A 19,775-nucleotide genomic window follows, 5' to 3' on the forward strand; every position below is an offset into this window, starting at 1 on the left:
TGTTTCGCGTCTTGATAGAGCGTGCTCATTGAAAGGCTCAAGCCTGACTGAGCGGGCGTGGTTTTGCGAGTTTGGAGGTTGAACCGCGGGCATCATAGAGCGCTGGTGGCTCGCCGCCGGTGAGGATTTTCAGCTGGTTGGCCGTGGCGGCCTGCTGCACCAGAATCGACTGGCCATTATTCACGTTGGCGGCCTGGCACTGGGCCAGGAGGTCGGTCAGCACGTCGCTCTGTGCTAGCAACTGGTCGCCAATGCTCGAATGGCTGGCAAGTTGCTCCAGGCCCTGACGATTGGGCGGCAGGTTGAGGCTGGCGAGGATTTCACTGCGCTTGCGGCCATGCTGCTCAAGCAAAATGATCAATGCCTGTTTCTGCGCCAGAATCTCTTCAAGCAGTGGCATGTCGCGACCGTGCAGCGCGAGGGACTCGGTTTGCAGCAGCTCCAGCAGGTGTTGCGCCGGGGCAAAGTCGTCGATGATCAGTTGCAGTAAATTAGTGTCGTGCATGGCTGGCCTTGGGTTTTAAGCGTCCAAAAGCCTGGCGCGGGCCGTGGCCTAGCGCTGGGCTTCGAAGTTGAGCAGTTTGCTGGCTACACGGTTGCTGTCGACTTTATAGCTGCCATCGGCAATCGCTGCTTTCAACTCGGCCACGCGGGCTTTGTCGACGGCAGGCTGATCGCGCAGCTTGTCAGTGACCTTCTGCAACTGCTGAGCCTCATTGCTGAGGTGTACCGACTCCCCGCTTTTGGTGGTACCAGCCTGTTCGGCCGGGGTATTCAGCGGCGCGGATTGGCCGGCTTCGGCGGTTTCCTTCGCAGCGCTGGTACGTGTACTGCCCGTAAGTGACGAGGAGCTGTTTAAACGACTGAAATCGATGACCATGACAAAAAACCTCTGGGTATTTGGACGCTTGCCATGTTTTCGGCTCTCCCCCGGAAAACTTTAGGCCCATTTATCAATGAGCTTGCATGCGCCAGCGCGTGTCCTGCATGCGGCACAGTTTAGGGAACAGGCGAGTAGCGCGCCATTTTTTCACGAACAGAGATCCTTACATGGCCACTTCCACCTGGCCGGGCGCGGTAACTTGCGCCTTGATGACCCGCTGGGAGTTAAGGTTTTTCACGCGAATCTGTTCGCTCATGCCGCCGTTGGACAGCGCTTCACCCGGCATACGTACACTGAGCGTACCACTGCGGGCGGTAATCACCACCTGATCGCCCTTGCGAATCACTTCCGCCTGTTCGAGGTGCACCAGGGTAATGACCTGATCGGCGACCATTGGTCGGGTAAGTTTTTGTCCGATCGCCTGATCGACGGAGGTCAGAAAACCCTGATTTATCAAGCTGATATCGCGCTCGCGCAGGGTCACGTCCTGCGGTTCGATAATCCCTGTTCGTTTGAGCGGACGGGTGGTGGTCACGATGTCGCGAAACAGCCGTACTTGAGCGGGTACGAAGACTGTCCAAGGGGAAGCGCCCTCGCAGCGAACCTTGACCGTGACCCGGCCCAGAGGCCTCGCCGGGCTCTCAAGGGTGGCTGTCAATTCCTTGTCGCACATGGGCATGCGCAGGCGCGGATCGAGTTGGTTGACCTCGATCTCATAGCGTCCTTGCGTTTGACTCGTCGCCAGATAGTCTTCTACGGTGAATTCAAGAAAGCCCTGAGTGACGCCGATAAGCATGTCAGGCAAGGTAACCGCGTCAGCAAGGGCAGGGCTGCCAGCGTTGAACAGGCAAGCGGCCGACATTGCGCAGAGCAATCTGCGACAGGTTAGTGTCAGGTGTCGGAAAAATGTCGGTTCTGTGTTCATAAGAGTTAAAAAGCAAGCGCCGTGCCGTTTAGTGATGAATGTGCGTCGCAACACACTTAGCGTTGGTGTAGGAGTCTGGGCATGGCTGGTGTAATGGATTCGGTGAACCAGCGCACGCAACTGGTAGGGCAGAATCGCCTTGAGCTGTTGTTGTTCCGTCTTGACGGCCAGCAGCTGTATGGGATCAACGTGTTCAAGGTTCGCGAGGTGCTGCAATGCCCCAAGCTGACCCTGATGCCCAAGTCCAGTCCTGTCGTGTGCGGTGTGGCGAATATTCGGGGGGCGACCATTCCGATTCTGGATCTGGCGATGGCGACCGGTTCCGGAGCGCTGAAAGATCAAAGCAATCCCTTCGTGATCATCACGGAGTACAACACCAAGACCCAGGGTTTCCTGGTTCGGTCGGTGGAGCGCATCGTCAACATGAACTGGGAGGAGATTCATCCGCCACCCAAGGGCACCGGGCGCGATCACTACCTGACGGCGGTGACTCGGGTCGACAATCAGCTAGTTGAAATCATCGACGTCGAAAAGGTGCTGGCGGAAGTGGCGCCGACGCCGGAAGCGATTTCGTCGGGCGTGGTGGATGTCGAGACTCAGCACAAGGCGTTGTCCTTGCGGGTGCTGACGGTCGATGACTCATCGGTGGCGCGCAAGCAGGTGAGCCGTTGCCTGCAAACGGTCGGAGTCGAAGTGGTGGCGTTGAACGACGGTCGGCAAGCGCTGGATTACCTGCGCAAGCTGGTCGACGAGGGCAAGAAGCCGGAAGACGAGTTCCTGATGATGATCTCCGACATCGAGATGCCGGAGATGGACGGGTACACCCTGACGGCCGAAATCCGCAACGACCCGCGCATGCAAAAGCTGCATATCATCCTGCATACTTCGTTGTCGGGTGTATTCAATCAGGCGATGGTCAAGAAGGTCGGTGCCGATGACTTCCTGGCCAAATTCCGTCCTGATGACCTGGCATCCCGGGTAGTCGACCGGATCAAAGCAGCAGATAACAGCTAGGGGCCTTTTGCCCCTGGCGGTCAACACGATTTAAGAGGCGGCATCTTTGTCTACGGGTAATTTGGATTTCGAACAGTTCCGGGTATTCCTGGAAAAAGCCTGTGGCATTTTGCTCGGTGAAAACAAGCAATACCTGGTCTCGAGCCGTCTCAACAAACTGATGGAACAGCAGGGCATCAAATCATTGGGTGAGCTGGTTCAGCGCATCCAGACCCAGCCACGCAGCGGTTTGCGCGAGATGGTAGTGGATGCCATGACCACCAACGAAACCCTGTGGTTTCGTGACACCTATCCGTTTGAAGTCTTGAAGAACAAGGTATTGCCCGAAGCGATCAAGGCAGCCCCCGGCCAGCGCCTGCGGATCTGGTCGGCAGCGTGTTCGTCGGGCCAGGAACCCTATTCGCTGTCGATGTCCATCGATGAATTCGAGCGGGTCAACATGGGCCAGTTGAAAATGGGCGTGCAGATTGTTGCCACGGACCTGTCCGGCACTATGCTGACCAACTGCAAGACCGGCGAGTACGACAGCCTGGCCATCGGTCGCGGTCTGTCGCCCGAGCGCCTTCAGCGTTACTTCGACCCGAAAGGGCCGGGACGCTGGGCCATCAAGGCGCCGATCAAGAGCCGGGTGGAGTTTCGCTCGTTCAACCTGCTGGACAGCTACGCGAGCCTGGGCAAGTTCGACATCGTGTTCTGCCGCAACGTGCTGATCTACTTCTCCGCCGAGGTGAAGAAAGACATCCTGTTGCGCATTCACAGCACGCTGAAGCCGGGCGGTTATCTGTTCCTTGGTGCGTCCGAAGCGCTGAACGGTTTGCCGGATCATTACCAGATGGTCCAGTGCAGCCCGGGGATCATTTACAAGGCGAAGTGATTCAAAAGCGGCAAGCATAAAAAAACGGGAGTCCTTAGGGGGGGCTCCCGTTTTTTTATGCCTGATGATTTCCCTGAACCTACAACAATCCAATGTGGGAGCGGGCTTGCTCGCGAATGCGGTATGCCAGTCAAAGCAAATGTCGACTGACACGACGCCTTCGCGAGCAAGCCCGCTCCCACAGAGGGAAATGATGTTCTTTCGATCGTGATAAGCGGCAGAAAAGCGGCAGGCGACGGAAACCGGTTGCCGCTTTTCTGGCATTGCCGTCTTGCCACCGCGCGCAAAGCCCCGGTTTACGGGCTTTTTTGAATTGGCACGCCGCTTGCTATATCCATCGTACGAAAATCAGGTCACCCGAAGGTTTCCCGACATGAGCATCAGCTTCGATAAAGCGCTCGGTATCCACGAACAAGCCCTGGGCTTCCGCGCTCAGCGTGCCGAAGTCCTGGCCAACAACATCGCCAACGCCGACACCCCGAACTACAAGGCTCGGGATCTGGACTTCTCGAAAGTGCTCGCCGAGCAGAACGAGAAGACCAAAAACGGCAAGTTCGCCTTGAACATGACCAACAGCCGTCACATCGAAGCTGAAGGCATGGGCAATGGCGACGAGTCGCTGATGTATCGCACGCCGATGCAACCGTCGATCGACCAAAACACTGTGGACGCCCAACTGGAACAGTCGAACTACGCGCAAAACGCGGTCAACTTCCAGGCCAGCTTCACCCTGCTCAACAGTAAATTCAAAGGGCTGGTATCAGCCCTGCGTGGAGAGTAAGTCATGTCCCTTGCCAGTGTTTTCAACATCGCCGGTAGCGGCATGAGTGCCCAGACCACTCGCTTGAACACCGTCGCCTCGAACATCGCCAACGCCGAGACCGTCTCGTCGAGCATCGACCAGACCTACCGTGCCCGTCACCCGGTATTCGCCACCATGTTCCAGGGCGGCCAGAGCGGCGGCAGCGATTCGCTGTTCCAGAACCAGGACGCGGCCGGTCAAGGCGTGCAAGTGCTGGGCGTGGTCGAAGACCAGAGCAACCTTGAAGCGCGCTACGAGCCGAACCATCCGGCTGCCGATGGCAAGGGCTACGTCTACTACCCGAACGTCAACGTCGTCGAAGAAATGGCCGACATGATTTCCGCGAGCCGTTCGTTCCAGACCAACGCCGAAATGATGAATACCGCCAAAACCATGATGCAGAAGGTCCTGACCCTCGGTCAGTGATAAGGGGCGATTCATATGAGCATTATCAGCGATGTTCTGGCCAACTCTTCGGTCCAGACCCCTACCACCAAAGACAGCCTGACCTCGGCCGCTACCGGCGGTCAGTCGCTGGGCAAGGACGCGTTCCTGCAACTGTTGGTGACTCAGCTGAAAAACCAGAACCCGCTCGATCCTCAGGACAACAGCGAGTTCGTGGCACAGTTGGCGCAGTTCAGTAGCCTGGAAGGTATCACCACGCTGAACGATACGGTCAGCGGCCTTGCCAGCAGCTATAGCTCCTCGCAAGCCTTGCAGGCTTCTTCACTGGTGGGCCGTTCGGTCATCGCGCAGACCGACAAAGCGGTGGTCGACACCTCCAAGAGCCTCAACGGGACCATCGTGGTGCCAACCTCGGTTGCCGCCGCCACCGTCAAGATTACCAACTCGGAAGGCAAGACCATCCGTACGCTCGAGTTGGGCAGTCAAAGTGCCGGTAACGCCAGTTTCATCTGGGACGGCAAGGACGATGCGGGCGCGGTGGCACCGGCGGGTACTTACACCTTCGGCGCGTCGACCACCATCGACAGCACAAACACCTCACTGATTACTTACCTGCCGGCAACGGTCAACAGTGTGACCATCAGCCAGACTGGCGGTGAGTTGATGCTGAACCTGGCAGGCATGGGCAGCGTTGCCCTGTCCAAAGTACAAACCATTGGTATATAGAGCCGACTAACACGGCACAAGGAGTGGAATATGTCTTTCAATATCGGCCTTAGCGGTCTCTATGCAGCCAACAAACAACTGGACGTGACCGGCAACAACATCGCCAACGTCGCGACCACCGGTTTCAAATCCTCCCGTGCAGAATTCGAAGACGTGTACTCGGCCACTCGCCTGGGTACCGGCAGCAAGACCGTCGGCAACGGCGTGCGTCTGGCCAACGTTTCCCAGCAGTTCGGCCAGGGCGACGTGAACAACACCGGCAACGTGCTCGACATGGGCATCCAGGGCAACGGCTTCTTCATCCTTAGCGACAACGGTTCCTTGAGCTACACCCGTGCCGGTGCGTTCAAGACTGACGCTGAAAACTATGTGGTCGATAACAACGGCAACCGTTTGCAGGGTTATGGCGTTGATGCCAACGGCAAGATCATCAATGGCGTACTGACCGACCTGAAAATCGACACCTCAAGCCTGTCGCCAAAGGCAACCACTCGCGTCGACCAGACGATGAACCTGAACTCCTCGGAAACCCTTCCGACCGTTACGCCGTTCAACCCGGCCGAGCCATTGAGCTATAACAAGCCGATCTCCACCCCGATCTACGACAGCCAGGGTAACCAGCATTCCCTGGATCAGTACTACGTGAAAACCGGTACTAACGCATGGACCATGTACACCTACGTAGACGGTCGTTCGCCTTCCAACCCGGCCACTGAGCCACCGGTGCCAGTGACTGCCACCGTCACCTTCAACTCTGACGGTACCGTCAACACCATGACTGGCAGTACCGGTTTTGCTGTGACCGGCAAAACGTTCCAGCTGACCGGTTGGGTGCCTGGCGTGGTGACCAATGCCACCGTAACGCCGAACGTCTGGGGTCCTAACGGTTCGGTTGCAGCCACTGGTGGTGTGAGCTTTGACATGACCAAAACCACCTCCTACAACTCGCCGACGGCCCGTACCCAGCAATTTCAGGACGGCTACGCCACCGGCCAGATCTCCAGCCTGACCATCGACGCCACCGGCGTCATGACCGCCAACTTCAGCAACCAGCAAACCAAGGCAATCGGCCAGGTTGCAGTCGCCAGCTTCGCCAACGAGCAAGGCTTGCAGCCGATCGGTGGTACCCGCTGGAAAGAAACCTTCGCCTCAGGCGTGGCGGGTGTCGATGCGCCGACAACCGGCACTCTGGGTTCGGTCGTGTCCAACTCCCTGGAAGAGTCCAACGTCAACCTGACCAACGAATTGGTCGAACTGATCAAAGCTCAGAGCAACTACCAGGCAAACGCCAAGACCATCTCCACCCAGAGCACCATCATGCAGACCATCATTCAGATGACCTGATGCTGGTTAGCGCTGCAGAAAGCGGCCCCTCGTGAGAGGGGCTTTTTTTATGGTCGGGATTTGTCTCGGGTGCCGAATTTTTGCGTTGTCAGTGATGGCCTCTTCGCGGGCAAGCCCGCTCCCACAAGGTTTTGTGTCGTACGTAGGAATCGTGAACGACGAAACCTGTGGGAGCGAGGCTTGCCCGCGATGGCGTCAGCACAGTCCCACTTTCCTTGAGGCAAAAGAAAACCCCCGACCAATCCAGAGGACTGATCGGGGGTTGTCGAGGTAAGCGCCTTTCAGCGCTCACCCGCTCAGCTTATTGGCAGGCTTCGCAATCCGGCTCGTCAATCGCGCACGCCTTCGGCACTGGAGCAGGGCCGGCAGGAGCAGCCAGGACCGAGTCGTCACCGTGGTTGCCGCCGCTGGAAACAGCGTTCAGCTTACCGGTGTTGATGGTCGACTTCTCGGTGCTGGTCGCGGCCAGGGCGCGGAGGTAGTAAGTGGTTTTCAGACCACGGTACCAGGCCATGCGGTAGGTCACGTCCAGCTTCTTGCCCGAAGCGCCGGCGATGTACAGGTTCAGCGATTGAGCCTGGTCGATCCACTTCTGACGACGGCTGGCCGCGTCAACGATCCACTTGGTGTCCACTTCGAACGCAGTTGCGTAGAGCTCTTTGAGTTCTTGCGGGATGCGCTCGATCTGCTGTACCGAACCGTCATAGTACTTCAGGTCGTTGATCATGACCGAGTCCCACAGACCGCGAGCCTTGAGGTCGCGAACCAGGTACGGGTTGATCACGGTGAATTCGCCCGACAGGTTCGATTTCACGTAGAGGTTCTGATAAGTCGGTTCGATCGACTGCGACACGCCAGTGATGTTGGCGATGGTCGCGGTCGGTGCGATGGCCATGATGTTGGAGTTACGAATGCCTTTCTGTACACGGGCGCGAACCGGTGCCCAGTCCAGGGTTTCGTTCAGGTCAACGTCGATATACTGCTGGCCGCGCTGTTCGATCAGGATCTGTTGCGAATCCAGCGGCAGGATGCCTTTGGACCACAGCGAACCCTGGAACGTCTCGTAAGCGCCGCGCTCGTCGGCCAGGTCGCAGGACGCCTGGATCGCGTAGTAGCTGACCGCTTCCATCGACTTGTCGGCGAACTCGACGGCAGCGTCGGAACCGTAAGGGATGTGCTGCAGGTACAAAGCGTCCTGGAAGCCCATGATGCCCAGACCGACCGGACGGTGCTTGAAGTTGGAGTTCTTCGCTTGCGGCACCGAGTAGTAGTTGATGTCGATAACGTTATCGAGCATGCGAACGGCGGTGTTCACGGTGCGTTCCAGCTTGGCGGTGTCCAGCTTGCCGTTGGTGATGTGGTTCGGCAGGTTGATCGAGCCCAGGTTGCAAACGGCGATCTCGTCCTTGTTGGTGTTCAAGGTGATCTCGGTGCACAGGTTCGAGCTGTGAACCACGCCCACGTGCTGCTGCGGGCTGCGCAGGTTGCACGGGTCTTTGAAGGTCAGCCATGGGTGGCCGGTTTCAAACAGCATGGACAGCATTTTGCGCCACAGGTCTTTGGCCTGAATGGTCTTGAACAGCTTGATCTTGCCCGGGTACTGGGACAGGGCTTCGTAGTACTCGTAACGCTCTTCGAAAGCCTTGCCGGTCAGGTCGTGCAGATCCGGAACTTCGGATGGCGAGAACAGGGTCCATGGGCCGTCATCGAAGACACGCTTCATGAACAGGTCAGGGATCCAGTTGGCGGTGTTCATGTCGTGGGTACGACGACGGTCATCACCGGTGTTCTTACGGAGTTCGATGAACTCCTCGATGTCCATGTGCCAGGTTTCCAGGTAAGCACACACAGCGCCTTTGCGCTTGCCACCCTGGTTAACGGCGACGGCGGTGTCGTTCACTACTTTCAGGAACGGTACAACGCCCTGGGATTTGCCGTTGGTGCCCTTGATGTACGAACCCAGTGCACGAACCGGCGTCCAGTCGTTGCCCAGGCCGCCCGCGAATTTCGACAACATGGCGTTGTCGTGGATCGCGTGGTAGATGCCCGACAGATCATCCGGCACGGTGGTCAGGTAGCAGCTCGACAACTGTGGACGCAGGGTACCGGCGTTGAACAGGGTTGGGGTCGAGGACATGTAGTCGAAGGACGACAACAGGTTGTAGAACTCGATTGCACGGTCTTCTTTGTTCTTCTCTTCGATCGCCAGGCCCATGGCCACGCGCATGAAGAAGATTTGCGGCAGTTCGAAGCGGATACCGTCCTTGTGGATGAAGTAACGGTCGTACAGGGTTTGCAGGCCCAGGTACGTGAACTGCTGATCGCGCTCGTGGTTGATTGCCTTGCCGAGTTTTTCCAGGTCGAAGGACGCCAGAACCGGGTTCAGCAATTCGAATTCGATACCTTTGGCGATGTACGCAGGCAGCGCCTTGGCGTACAGGTCGACCATCTCGTGATGGGTCGCGCTCTCGGCGACGCCCAGGAAGTTCAGGCCTTCGGCACGCAGGGTGTCCATCAGCAGGCGGGCGGTCACGAACGAGTAGTTCGGCTCACGCTCGACCAGCGTACGGGCGGTCATCACCAGAGCGGTGTTGACGTCGGTCAGGGCCACGCCGTCGTACAGGTTCTTCAGGGTTTCGCGCTGGATCAGGTCGCCGTCGACTTCTTCCAGGCCTTCGCACGCTTCGGTGACGATGGTGTTCAGACGACCCATGTCCAGAGGTGCAAGGCTGCCATCGGCGCGGGTAATGCGGATCGACGGGTGAGCCTGTACCGCGTCCTCGGCAGGGGCGCGTACCGCGCGTTCCTTGGAGCGGGCGTCGCGGTAGATCACGTAGTCGCGGGCAACTTTCTGCTCGCCGGCACGCATCAGGGCCAGTTCGACCTGGTCCTGGATTTCTTCGATGTGGATGGTGCCGCCCGATGGCATGCGACGCTTGAAGGTCGCGGTGACCTGTTCGGTCAGGCGAGCAACGGTGTCGTGGATGCGCGACGAAGCGGCAGCGGTGCCGCCTTCAACTGCAAGAAACGCTTTGGTGATGGCGACGGTGATTTTGTCATCGGTGTAAGGAACGACAGTCCCGTTACGCTTGATCACGCGCAGTTGGCCAGGCGCGGTGGCGGACAGATCCGAATTCGAATCGGCGGCCTGCGGCAAGGTGCCCTGCGGGTTCTCGCGAGTTGTGTCGGTTTGCATGGGGGGTTGTCTCCACATTCTCTATGTTTGTTTGGGCACCATTACGGTGCCCACCGTTCTGTCCTGAAGCACTACAACCGACGTGGCGTCGGGCATAACAACTTCGGGACAGTAGGAAGAAGGCTAATGATGCCGCTTCCTTGCCGAAGTCTTTGGCCGCGAGCCTGGGCTCGAAGCCGGATTCCTTTCTGGGGTGCCAGTTTTGACTGCAACACCCGTACCGTTCTGGCTGTTCTGGCCTGAAAAAACGGTGCCATCCGCACAGGCGGTTTGGGCTTGTAAAATCGTGCTTGGTTCAACCATAAACAGGCAATAAAGCGCTTGAGTTTCTGGTCTGAAATGTGGTTGGGCTTTTAAGCTAAAACCCTACATGTAGGGTTTTTTTAGCGCCGAGGTACAAGATAATGCGTTTTTGAGGGTGTTGCAACGTTCTACCTGTGGATAAACCTGTGCGTAAATTGTGTGTGAAAGGTGGAACGAGCGTGTAGGCCGCGACCTAGCTGGAGCGGACTGTTTTTCACTGATTTTCAGCGATTGAAAACAGTCATTCGGATTTTTAAGGGCGCGAACCCTATCACAAAAAACCGTCGTGTCCGAACGCATTTACCCGCTTGTGTTCCAGACGTGCGCCGTTTATACAATCGGCCAATGCAGATGCATTCTTATCCTCCCCAATCATTACAAAAAGACGGGCGGATCCGTCCCTTTAAAGTGATGTTGGCAAGCAGAGGTCACCGTGGAGCAAGAAGTCTGGCAGGTATTGATTGTCGAGGACGACCAGCGTCTGGCCGAACTGACTCGCGACTACCTCGAAGCCAATGGCCTGCGCGTGTCGATCGAGGGCAACGGCGCCCTCGCCGCGGCACGCATCATCAAGGAGAAACCGGACCTGGTGATCCTCGACCTGATGCTCCCTGGCGAAGATGGCCTGAGCATTTGCCGCAAGGTTCGCGACAAATATGACGGCCCGATCCTGATGCTCACCGCGCGCACCGATGACACCGATCAAATCCTCGGCCTCGACCTTGGCGCTGATGACTACGTCTGCAAACCGGTGCGCCCACGCCTGCTGCTGGCGCGCATCCAGGCCTTGTTGCGGCGCAGTGAACCCCCTGAAACCGCGCCGGAAAAACAACGGCGTCTGCAGTTCGGCCCGTTGGTGGTGGATAACGCGTTGCGCGAGGCCTGGCTGCATGACAAAGGCATCGAGTTGACCAGTGCCGAGTTCGATTTGCTCTGGCTGTTGGTGGCCAACGCCGGGCGTATTCTGTCCCGCGAAGAAATATTCACCGCGCTGCGCGGTATCGGTTATGACGGCCAGGACCGTTCCATCGACGTGCGCATTTCACGCATCCGGCCGAAGATCGGCGATGACCCTGAGCATCCGCGACTGATCAAAACCATCCGCAGCAAAGGCTATCTGTTCGTTCCGGAAGCCTGCACCCTGTGAACTCGATCTTCCTGCGCATCTACGGCGGCATGTGCGCGGCGCTGATTCTGGTGGCCGTGCTCGGCGTGCTGGCCTTGCACTTGCTCAATCAGGTGCGCAGCGAGCAATACCGCGAGCGTCTGGCCCACGGCACGTTTTCGTTGATGGCCGATAACCTGCAACCGATGAACGAAACCGAGCGCCATCGGGCCTTGCTGGTGTGGGAGCGCTTGCTCGGCATTCCGTTGGCGCTGAAGACATTCCCCCAGACCGACCTCGATCTGACCCAGCGCACCCGCGTGCTGCGCGGCCAGGCCTTGGTGGAGCAGACCGGCCCGCACGCGGCAAAGGTTTACCGCTTGGTCAGCGACAAGGAACAACTGGTGCTCACGGGGGAAGTCCAGCAGATCAGCGAGCAACTGGCGCGGGCGACCATTTACCTGCTGGCCGATGAACTGGTGCGCTATCCGGTGGCCGAGCAGCCCAAGCGTCTGGCGCAGTTAAAGGAAGAGAAGGGTTTCGGCTTTGATCTGCAGCTGGTCACGATCGATCAGGCCGACATGGACGAAGACCAGAGTCGCCGCATATCCGAAGGCGACACGGTGATGGCGCTGGGCAAGGGTGGCGATTCGATCCGGGTGTTTGCCGGCATGGTCGGTACACCGTGGGTGCTGGAAATCGGACCGCTGTATCAGATGAATCCTTACCCGCCCGAGTGGCTGGTGCTGATCGCGGCCCTTGGTCTGAGCCTGATCGGTTTGATTGTCTATCTGTTGGTGCGCCAGCTGGAGCGCCGTTTGCGCGGGCTGGAAGCCGCCGCCACGCGCATCGCCAAGGGCAGCCTGGAAACCCGCGTACCGGCACGCGGCGCGGACTCGGTGGGGCGTCTGGCGTCGGCGTTCAACGGCATGGCCGAGCACTTGCAGCAATTGTTGGCGATACAGCGAGAGCTGGTGCGCGCCGTGTCCCATGAACTGCGCACGCCGGTCGCGCGTTTGCGTTTTGGCCTGGAGATGATCGGCTCGGCCACCACGCCTGAGGCTCTGGAAAAATACCGCGAAGGGATGGACCACGACATCGAGGATCTCGATCGGCTGGTCGACGAGATGCTCACTTATGCGCGGCTGGAGCAGGGTTCGCCGGCGCTGAACTTTCAGCGGATCGATCTGGATGCGTTGGTCAATCAGGTGATCGAAGAACTGGCGCCACTGCGCGCCGAGGTTACGGTGCAGCGCGGCTTGTGCCTGTCGGCCGCCGATTGCGACGACGCCTGGGTCGAGGCCGAGCCGCGTTACTTGCACCGAGCGTTGCAGAACCTGGTGAGCAACGCCATGCGCCACGCCCATTCGCGGGTGACCGTCAGTTATCAGGTAGGACAGCAGCGCTGTCGGGTGGATGTCGAGGATGACGGGCCGGGTGTGCCGGAAACCGCGTGGGAGAAAATCTTCACTCCGTTCCTGCGCCTCGATGACAGCCGCACCCGCGCCTCGGGCGGGCATGGGTTGGGGTTATCGATTGTGCGGCGAATCATCCATTGGCATGACGGGCGAGCGTTGATCGGCAAGAGCAAAAGCCTGGGCGGGGCCTGTTTCAGTTTGAGCTGGCCGAGGAATCAGGAGCGGCGTTGAGGTCTGCGGTGAATGATCCACCGCTTTCGCGAGCAAGCCCGCTCCCACATTGGGTCTGTGTTGTTCACACATTGTGTGTCCACAGGAGATCCAATAATGAAATGGCTACCCCCGCCGCCCCCTGCGATCGCCCACTAAGCTTTCGCAGGGGGCTCACCGGAGACCGTTGCCATGAAAGTAGCTATTGCCGCCATCGATTTGGGAAAACACGCCTTTCACCTGCATGCGCAAGATGATCGAGGCCATGAGCTTTACCGCAAAAAGTTTACTCGCGTGGCGCTCATTCAACACTTGGCGAACCTTGAACCCTGCACCGTCGTGATGGAGGCCTGTGGCGGAGCCCACTTCATGGCGCAGGAGGTCGCCAAGCTGGGGCATACGCCCAAGCTCATTGCTCCTCACCTTGTGCGTCCTTACGTGAAAAGCAACAAGAACGACTTCGCTGATGCCGAGGCGATCTGCGAGGCGGCGACGCGTCCAACGATGCGCTTTGTGCACCCCAAAACCCAGGCTCAGCAAGAGCTGGCCATGCTCAATTCGACACGCGATTCGTTCATCAAGGACCGCACCGCGACCGTCAATCGGATTCACGCCGTTCTTCTGGAGGTGGGCGTCAGCCTGGCCCCAGGCTTCAAATCCATCAAAGAGCTGCCGGCGCTGCTGGAGGCGGGTTCATTTTCTGAGCGCACCAAAAAAATTCTGACGCTGCTGCATGCACACTTCAACTATCTGGATGAGCAGGTCAAGGCAATGGACAAGGACGTGGAATGCCAGGCCGCTGAAGATGATCTGGCGGCCCGTTTGATGACCATGCCGTGTGTCGGCCCGATCACCTCCAGCGTCCTGGCTGCCGAGTTGGGCGATGGCAAACAGTTCAAATGCGGCCGGGGCTATTCGGCCTCGATCGGGCTGGTGCCCAAACAACATTCCACGGGCGGCAAGACCGTACTGCTGGGCATCAGCAAGCGCGGCGATCGCAACCAGAGGCGCCTGCTTGTCCAGTGTGCCCGTGTTTACTTGATGCAGCTGGACCGCCAGAAAGGCTGGCTGGCGGACTGGGTCCGGCAGCTATTGGTCCACCATCACTCCAACCATGTGGTCTGCGCGCTGGCCAACAAGCTGGCGAGGATCGCCTGGGCGATTGCGGCCCACCACACTGAATTCGATGCAGGGCCAGCCGCGATGAACGCCTGACCCTGCTGTCACCCGAGCACCACCCACCTGGTTTTGCGATGCTGGATAACTGATGACGTGAACGGCTAACCGGCCTGACGACAACCCTGAGCTCCCACACGGCTGAAAGGCCGTTCGAATAATTAGGATCGTCGGGCATCGATTCTCATCGAGGCGCGGGGCCACAACCCCACTCAGACGCCGGATAGATGAAAGCAAGCCAAACACGCATCAAAAACAGTATTGCAGAAAAGGGGGTAACCATAGATGTGGGAGCGGGCTTGCTCGCGAAGAGGCCCTGACAGGCGCTGAAAACCCTCAAGCCTTGATACTGACCAGACTCAACAACTGCCCATCCATCACTGCAAACTGCGCATCCAGCTCAATGCCGTTACGCCATTCACTGGACAGGTCTGTCAGCAACCGCAACCGCACTTCACCACCCGCGCTCCACTCCAGCACTTCGGCGTGTTCGAAATAGAAGCGCTTCTGCACGATCGGGTAGAGCGCCTTGAACAGGCTTTCCTTCACTGAAAACGTCAACGTCACCAGCATTGCCAGTTGATCCTCAGCCCCGGCAGCCATGCGTTGCATTTCAGGCCCGGTGAGAATTTCCCCGGCCAGGCGTTCGGCCCGCTCTGCATAGAGCAGGTTTTCCAGGTCCATCCCCAGACCGCGCCAGTGCGCCTTGTTCGCGACAATCGCCGCGGCACGGCCGGTGCTGTGGGTGATCGAGCCGGTGATATGCGCTGGCCACACCGGTGCGCGGTCTTCGCCAATGGCGGGAATGAAATTCAGCCCTTCCAGTTGTTGCAACGCCGCCCGAGCGCAGACCCGCCCGGCGAGAAATTCGGCTTGGCGCTTGGCCACCGACCGCTGGATGCTCGCGGGCGGCTCGATGGCGCTGCGCTGGAAATCATCGCTGGCCAGTTGCTTGGTATCGAAGTGGGTACCCAACAAGACCGTATCGGGCAGCACAAACGGCAGCGGCCAATGGGCGTCGAGTGGAGTGCAGCAGACGGGTAGGGCGGGGACGGGATTCATGACCGGCATTTTGCCGGGTTGCCTTGAGGCTGGGTAGTCCCAAGGTTCAGATCGACGGTGCTGCCATCGCGAGCAGGCTCGCTCCCACATTGGATCTATGTCACACCGAAGATCCCCTGTGGGAGCGAGCCTGCTCGCGATAGCCGCGCCGCGGTCTACCTGATCAACCAAAGATTTTCTTGAAAAACGCCTGCATGTCCGCCCAAGACTTCTCATCCGCGGTCTTGCTGTAACCAATGTCCGGCCCGCCGTGGTCGCCATGGCTCAGACGATCCGCCTCGGGATTGCTGAACCCATGCTTGGCGCCTTCGAGGGTGACAAATTTGTAGTCGGCTTTGGCCTTGTCCATTTCTGCTTTGAATGCCATCACGTTTTCCGCCGTGACCATACTGTCCAGGGCGCCATGCTCGACCAGGATTTTCGCCTTCACACTGCCAGGTGTCGCCGGCGTATTGGTCACCAGCGCACCATGGAAACTCACCACGCCTGCCAGCGGCACGCCTTGACGCGCGGCATCCAGCACCACCTTGCCGCCGAAGCAATAACCGATGGCCGCCAGTTTGTCCGGATCGGTTTGCGGCTGTTTCTTCAGCAAATCGAGCCCGGCCTGAAACCGCGCGCTGGCTGCGGCGCTGTCCTTTAATGCGGCTTGCATGAAGGCCATGGCGTCTTTGGCGTGTTCGGTGTTCTTGCCATCGCCAAACATATCGATGGCCAGCGCGCTGTAGCCTAGACCGGCCAGATCACGGGCGCGGCGCTTGGCGTAATCGTTGAGGCCCCACCACTCATGTACCACCACCACGCCCGGTCGCGGGCCTTTGATGGCGTCATCGTAGGCGTAATAGCCGATCAGCTTGGTGCCGTCGGCACTCTGGTAGGGAATTTCCTGGGTCTGGATGGCGGCCTGGCTGACGCCGCTCAGAGCCAGTAATACGAGGGCGAAGAACGCACGCATGATCAAATCTCCTTATTAAGAATCGTGAGAACAGCGTAGTCGATTTGATTCAGCTCAGGTTCAGAGTGCGTTCAGGGGCAGTACAGGGAGGGGGCAGTAACCTTGCCCCGTACCCAAAAAGCACATAGCGCATGAGGAAACTCCCCAATGACTACTTTCAAAAAACTGCTTCTGGCTTTCACCATGATGGGCGCCAGTGTGGCGGCCCACGCCGATACCACCAATTTCGCCGGCCTGACCTTTGGCCAGACCAGCGACAAGGTTAAAAAATCCAGCGCCCTGAACGACAACCTCAACCACCCGAATGCCGACGGTGTGATCGGCAAGGACAACACCTGGGGCGTGCGTCTGGGTCAGCAAGACAGTCAGGGCCGCTACTACGCCACCTACGACAATGTGTCGGGCTCGCACAATGGCATTAAACTGCGCCAGGAAAACCTGCTGGGCAGCTACGATCTGTTCTACCCGGTGGGCGGCAGCACCAAATTATTCGGTGGCGCCACCGCCGGGCTGACCAAACTGACCCAGGATTCACCAGGCTTCAGCCGTGACAGCGACATCGGTTACGCCATTGGCGGTCAGGTCGGTGTATTGCAGCAAGTTTCGCAAAACACCTCGGTCGAGCTGGGTTACCGTTACCTGCGCAGCAACGCCAGCACCGAGATGAGCGAGCACGGGGGCAGCAAACAGGGTTCGCTGGACTTGACCAGCAGTGCCCAGACCTACCTGTCCGCCAACTACGCTTTCTAAAAAGCGTTTCGTGAGGGTATGCCTCAGTTGGTTAAACGCAATCACTGTGGGAGCGGGCTTGCTCGCGAAAGCGGTGTGTCAGGCGACATTAATGTTGACTGTGCCACCGTCTTCGCGAGCAAGCCCGCTCCCACATGTTCCGCGGCTTGATTGACTGGCGTCGCCCTGTCAGCCATCGAGGTTTGCGTGCCTTTGGACGCGTTATGTCTTTGGAGATGTTGATTTGCCCAGGAGAGCGTTATGAAATTGCTGGTCGTCGAAGATGAAGCGCTGTTGCGCCATCACCTGCAAACCCGTCTGACGGATAGCGGCCACGTGGTCGAGTCCGTGGCCAATGCCGAGGAGGCGCTGTACCAGGCCGGGCAGTTCAACCATGACCTGGCGGTGATCGACCTCGGTCTGCCGGGCATGGGTGGGCTCGACCTGATTCGTCAGTTACGTTCCCAGGGCAAGAGCTTTCCGATTCTGATCCTCACCGCGCGCGGCAACTGGCAGGACAAGGTCGAAGGCCTCGCCGCCGGTGCCGACGACTACGTGGTCAAGCCGTTCCAGTTCGAAGAGCTGGACGCCCGGCTCAATGCCTTGCTGCGCCGCTCCAGCGGTTTCACCCAGTCGACCATCGTCGCCGGTCCCTTGTTGCTGGACCTCAACCGCAAACAGGCATCCCTCGATGAACAACCGCTGGCGCTGACCGCGTACGAGTACCGAATCCTCGAGTACCTGATGCGCCATCACCAGCAAGTGGTGGCCAAGGACCGCTTGATGGAGCAGCTCTACCCGGATGACGACGAGCGCGATCCGAATGTGATCGAAGTGCTGGTCGGCCGCTTGCGCCGCAAACTCGAAGGCCCATCCGGCTTCAAGCCGATCGATACCGTGCGTGGCCTCGGCTACCTGTTTAACGAGCGCTGCACTTGATTCGTTCCCTTCGTGTCCGATTGATGCTCGCCGCCACGATCCTGGCGGTGTTGTTCATGCTGGCGTTACTGCCGGCGATGCAGGGCGCGTTCAGCCTGGCGTTACAGGATTCCATTGAGCAGCGCCTGGCGTCGGACGTCACCACGCTGATCTCCGCCGCGCGGGTGGAAAACAACACCCTGCAGATGCCGACGCAGCTGCCCGATGAGCGCTTCAACCTCACCGACAGCCGTTTACTCGGTTACATCTTTGACCGCGAAGCTCATCTGGTCTGGCGCTCGAAGGCTACCCAGGAAGAGAAGATCAACTACAAACCGCGTTACGACGGACGCGGTAATGAGTTCGCGAGAATTCGCGAAGCCAATGGGGAAGAGTTCTTCGTCTATGACGTCGAGGTCAAACTGCTGGGTGGCAAAAGCGCGGCGTTCAGCATCGTCGCGTTGCAACCGGTGCGCGAATACGAAGTCACCCTCGAAGGCCTGCGGGAAAATCTTTACCTGGGCTTCGGCGCAGCCTTGCTGGTATTGCTCGCCTTGCTGTGGATCGGCCTGACCTGGGGCTTGCAGGCGTTGCGTCGGCTGAGCCAGGAGCTGGACCAGATCGAAAGCGGCACCCGGGAAAGCCTCAGCGAACAACACCCTCGTGAACTGCTGCGCTTGACTGGCTCGCTCAACCGCTTGTTGCACAGCGAACGCGAACAGCGCAGCCGTTATCGCGATTCCCTCGACGACCTGGCTCACAGCCTGAAAACCCCGCTGACGGTGTTGCAAGGGGTCAGCGAAGACATGGCGCAAAAGCCGCAAGAGCGCGAGCAGGCCTGGGTGCTGCAAACCCAGATCGAACGCATGAGCCAGCAGATCGGCTATCAGCTGCAACGCGCGAGCCTGCGCAAAAGCGGTCTGGTGCGCCATCAGGTGCGCCTGCGCCCTGTACTGAAAAGCCTCTGCGACACGCTGGACAAGGTCTACCGCGACAAACGTGTGCGTGTCGCGTTCGACCTGCCGGAGCAGTGCTACGTGCCGATCGAGCAAGGCGCCTTGCTGGAAATGATGGGCAACCTGCTGGAAAACGCCTATCGCCTGTGCCTCGGCGAAGTGCGCATCAGCGTGCGCGAAACCCTTAGCGGGATTGAGTTGTGCGTCGAAGATGACGGCCCGGGCGTGCCACCGGACCAGCGTGCGCGGATTCTGCAGCGAGGCGAGCGGCTGGATCGCCAGCATCCGGGGCAGGGGATCGGGTTGGCGGTGGTCAAGGACATCATCGAAAGCTACAACGCCAAGCTGACACTGGGGGATTCGCCGATGGGCGGCGCGGCGTTCCGGATTCATTTTCCGGTGGTTTGACTGGAAGTTGGAGGGTGTTCTCTCGGGCCCCTTCGCGAGCAAGCCCGCTCCCACAGTTGATTAGTGTCGGTCACAAATAATGTGTTCTAAGGAGATCCAATGTGGGAGCGGGCTTGCTCGCGAAGAGGCCAGCCCATCCAGCACAAGACCCACAGTCAGACCGCTAAACAAGCACTGTTTAAACGACACTTCCAGATACTCTCCCAGGCTACACATCCTTGCGCCGCTGCCTACGACTACGCCAGAATCCGCCGGCTTGTGCGCCTTGAGGCCGGGCTCTATCGTTTCCGGGTCGCTGACCAATCAGCGATCGGGTTTAGCAGCTCGGTAAATATCAAGGCACGCAGTGCCACCTCTCGATCAGTC

The 19,775-nt window shown here is 58.9% G+C and carries 18 protein-coding genes; 12 read left to right on the top strand and 6 right to left on the bottom strand.

Going from position 1 to position 19,775, the window contains the following annotated elements; all coding sequences use genetic code 11:
• Positions 1 to 37 precede the first annotated feature (37 nt).
• The 3 genes from AB7M29_RS10810 to flgA form a co-directional block, all read right to left on the bottom strand.
• A complete protein-coding gene (locus AB7M29_RS10810; RefSeq protein ID WP_217858428.1) occupies positions 38 to 505 on the bottom strand; it encodes a flagella synthesis protein FlgN in 468 nt (155 codons plus the stop codon).
• Between the two features lie 48 nt (positions 506 to 553).
• Positions 554 to 880 carry a flagellar biosynthesis anti-sigma factor FlgM gene (gene flgM, locus AB7M29_RS10815; RefSeq protein WP_454246839.1) on the bottom strand — a complete coding sequence of 109 codons (327 nt, stop codon included), beginning with the start codon at positions 878 to 880 and terminating at the stop codon, positions 554 to 556.
• A gap of 166 nt (positions 881 to 1,046) precedes the next feature.
• Positions 1,047 to 1,808 carry a flagellar basal body P-ring formation chaperone FlgA gene (gene flgA / locus AB7M29_RS10820; protein WP_217858442.1) on the bottom strand — a complete coding sequence of 254 codons (762 nt, stop codon included), beginning with the start codon at positions 1,806 to 1,808 and terminating at the stop codon, positions 1,047 to 1,049.
• An 81-nt stretch (positions 1,809 to 1,889) separates the two neighbouring features.
• On the opposite strand from flgA, the gene AB7M29_RS10825 reads away from it, so the two are divergent.
• The 6 genes from AB7M29_RS10825 to flgE all read left to right on the top strand — a co-directional run bounded on the left by AB7M29_RS10825 (position 1,890) and on the right by flgE (position 6,973).
• Positions 1,890 to 2,822, top strand: coding sequence for a chemotaxis protein CheV (locus AB7M29_RS10825; RefSeq protein WP_454246840.1), 933 nt, complete (start codon positions 1,890 to 1,892; stop codon positions 2,820 to 2,822).
• A 46-nt stretch (positions 2,823 to 2,868) separates the two neighbouring features.
• The gene (cheR, locus tag AB7M29_RS10830) at positions 2,869 to 3,696 is read left to right on the top strand and encodes a protein-glutamate O-methyltransferase CheR (protein ID WP_052966597.1); all 828 of its coding nucleotides are present in this window, start codon (positions 2,869 to 2,871) and stop codon (positions 3,694 to 3,696) included.
• A gap of 373 nt (positions 3,697 to 4,069) precedes the next feature.
• Positions 4,070 to 4,477: a flagellar basal body rod protein FlgB gene (gene flgB, locus AB7M29_RS10835; RefSeq protein WP_052966598.1), complete on the top strand. Its 408-nt coding sequence runs from the start codon at positions 4,070 to 4,072 to the stop codon at positions 4,475 to 4,477.
• Positions 4,478 to 4,480: 3 nt separating this feature from the next.
• Complete coding sequence (gene flgC / locus AB7M29_RS10840; RefSeq protein ID WP_008071781.1) at positions 4,481 to 4,924, top strand: flagellar basal body rod protein FlgC; 444 nt, start codon at positions 4,481 to 4,483, stop codon at positions 4,922 to 4,924.
• 15 nt (positions 4,925 to 4,939) lie between these two features.
• On the top strand, positions 4,940 to 5,629 hold the full coding sequence (gene flgD, locus AB7M29_RS10845; protein WP_052966599.1) for a flagellar hook assembly protein FlgD: 690 nt from the start codon (positions 4,940 to 4,942) through the stop codon (positions 5,627 to 5,629).
• Positions 5,630 to 5,659: 30 nt separating this feature from the next.
• A complete protein-coding gene (gene flgE, locus AB7M29_RS10850; RefSeq protein ID WP_217858425.1) occupies positions 5,660 to 6,973 on the top strand; it encodes a flagellar hook protein FlgE in 1,314 nt (437 codons plus the stop codon).
• 301 nt (positions 6,974 to 7,274) lie between these two features.
• Here flgE and AB7M29_RS10855 read toward each other — a convergent pair whose 3' ends face one another.
• Positions 7,275 to 10,169 carry a ribonucleoside-diphosphate reductase subunit alpha gene (locus AB7M29_RS10855; RefSeq protein ID WP_454246841.1) on the bottom strand — a complete coding sequence of 965 codons (2,895 nt, stop codon included), beginning with the start codon at positions 10,167 to 10,169 and terminating at the stop codon, positions 7,275 to 7,277.
• Positions 10,170 to 10,905: 736 nt separating this feature from the next.
• On the opposite strand from AB7M29_RS10855, the gene AB7M29_RS10860 reads away from it, so the two are divergent.
• The 3 genes from AB7M29_RS10860 to AB7M29_RS10870 all read left to right on the top strand — a co-directional run bounded on the left by AB7M29_RS10860 (position 10,906) and on the right by AB7M29_RS10870 (position 14,420).
• A complete protein-coding gene (locus tag AB7M29_RS10860) occupies positions 10,906 to 11,619 on the top strand; it encodes a response regulator (protein ID WP_217858423.1) in 714 nt (237 codons plus the stop codon).
• The gene (locus AB7M29_RS10865; RefSeq protein ID WP_123720611.1) at positions 11,616 to 13,226 is read left to right on the top strand and encodes an ATP-binding protein; all 1,611 of its coding nucleotides are present in this window, start codon (positions 11,616 to 11,618) and stop codon (positions 13,224 to 13,226) included. Before AB7M29_RS10860 ends, AB7M29_RS10865 begins: the two co-directional genes overlap by 4 nt.
• 171 nt (positions 13,227 to 13,397) lie before the next feature.
• Positions 13,398 to 14,420: an IS110 family transposase gene (locus AB7M29_RS10870; RefSeq protein WP_454246555.1), complete on the top strand. Its 1,023-nt coding sequence runs from the start codon at positions 13,398 to 13,400 to the stop codon at positions 14,418 to 14,420.
• Positions 14,421 to 14,717: 297 nt separating this feature from the next.
• On the opposite strand, the gene AB7M29_RS10875 is transcribed toward AB7M29_RS10870, so the two are convergent.
• The gene (locus AB7M29_RS10875) at positions 14,718 to 15,443 is read right to left on the bottom strand and encodes a 4'-phosphopantetheinyl transferase family protein (protein WP_217858422.1); all 726 of its coding nucleotides are present in this window, start codon (positions 15,441 to 15,443) and stop codon (positions 14,718 to 14,720) included.
• A 163-nt stretch (positions 15,444 to 15,606) separates the two neighbouring features.
• The gene (locus AB7M29_RS10880) at positions 15,607 to 16,398 is read right to left on the bottom strand and encodes a dienelactone hydrolase family protein (protein ID WP_217858421.1); all 792 of its coding nucleotides are present in this window, start codon (positions 16,396 to 16,398) and stop codon (positions 15,607 to 15,609) included.
• A 147-nt stretch (positions 16,399 to 16,545) separates the two neighbouring features.
• On the opposite strand from AB7M29_RS10880, the gene AB7M29_RS10885 reads away from it, so the two are divergent.
• From AB7M29_RS10885 to AB7M29_RS10895, 3 genes are all read left to right on the top strand, one after another.
• Positions 16,546 to 17,148 carry a porin family protein gene (locus AB7M29_RS10885; protein ID WP_217858420.1) on the top strand — a complete coding sequence of 201 codons (603 nt, stop codon included), beginning with the start codon at positions 16,546 to 16,548 and terminating at the stop codon, positions 17,146 to 17,148.
• Positions 17,149 to 17,388: 240 nt separating this feature from the next.
• Positions 17,389 to 18,066, top strand: coding sequence for a response regulator (locus AB7M29_RS10890; protein ID WP_217858419.1), 678 nt, complete (start codon positions 17,389 to 17,391; stop codon positions 18,064 to 18,066).
• Positions 18,063 to 19,409, top strand: a complete 1,347-nt coding sequence (locus AB7M29_RS10895; RefSeq protein ID WP_217858418.1) for an ATP-binding protein — start codon at positions 18,063 to 18,065, stop codon at positions 19,407 to 19,409. Before AB7M29_RS10890 ends, AB7M29_RS10895 begins: the two co-directional genes overlap by 4 nt.
• The last annotated feature ends 366 nt before the right edge of the window (positions 19,410 to 19,775 follow it).

Source organism: Pseudomonas sp. F-14 TE3623, assembly GCF_053629015.1.

What these genes read in the sequence shown, in the direction of transcription:
- flgC (WP_008071781.1), top strand. Translation starts at nt 4,481, where the DNA reads ATGTCCCTTGCCAGTGTTTTCAACATCGCCGGTAGCGGCATGAGTGCC.
- flgM (WP_454246839.1), bottom strand. Translation starts at nt 880, where the DNA reads ATGGTCATCGATTTCAGTCGTTTAAACAGCTCCTCGTCACTTACGGGC.
- flgD (WP_052966599.1), top strand. Translation starts at nt 4,940, where the DNA reads ATGAGCATTATCAGCGATGTTCTGGCCAACTCTTCGGTCCAGACCCCT.
- AB7M29_RS10825 (WP_454246840.1), top strand. Translation starts at nt 1,890, where the DNA reads ATGGCTGGTGTAATGGATTCGGTGAACCAGCGCACGCAACTGGTAGGG.
- AB7M29_RS10810 (WP_217858428.1), bottom strand. Translation starts at nt 505, where the DNA reads ATGCACGACACTAATTTACTGCAACTGATCATCGACGACTTTGCCCCG.
- AB7M29_RS10890 (WP_217858419.1), top strand. Translation starts at nt 17,389, where the DNA reads ATGAAATTGCTGGTCGTCGAAGATGAAGCGCTGTTGCGCCATCACCTG.
- AB7M29_RS10870 (WP_454246555.1), top strand. Translation starts at nt 13,398, where the DNA reads ATGAAAGTAGCTATTGCCGCCATCGATTTGGGAAAACACGCCTTTCAC.
- AB7M29_RS10885 (WP_217858420.1), top strand. Translation starts at nt 16,546, where the DNA reads ATGACTACTTTCAAAAAACTGCTTCTGGCTTTCACCATGATGGGCGCC.
- AB7M29_RS10855 (WP_454246841.1), bottom strand. Translation starts at nt 10,169, where the DNA reads ATGCAAACCGACACAACTCGCGAGAACCCGCAGGGCACCTTGCCGCAG.
- flgB (WP_052966598.1), top strand. Translation starts at nt 4,070, where the DNA reads ATGAGCATCAGCTTCGATAAAGCGCTCGGTATCCACGAACAAGCCCTG.
- AB7M29_RS10880 (WP_217858421.1), bottom strand. Translation starts at nt 16,398, where the DNA reads ATGCGTGCGTTCTTCGCCCTCGTATTACTGGCTCTGAGCGGCGTCAGC.
- flgA (WP_217858442.1), bottom strand. Translation starts at nt 1,808, where the DNA reads ATGAACACAGAACCGACATTTTTCCGACACCTGACACTAACCTGTCGC.
- flgE (WP_217858425.1), top strand. Translation starts at nt 5,660, where the DNA reads ATGTCTTTCAATATCGGCCTTAGCGGTCTCTATGCAGCCAACAAACAA.
- AB7M29_RS10875 (WP_217858422.1), bottom strand. Translation starts at nt 15,443, where the DNA reads ATGAATCCCGTCCCCGCCCTACCCGTCTGCTGCACTCCACTCGACGCC.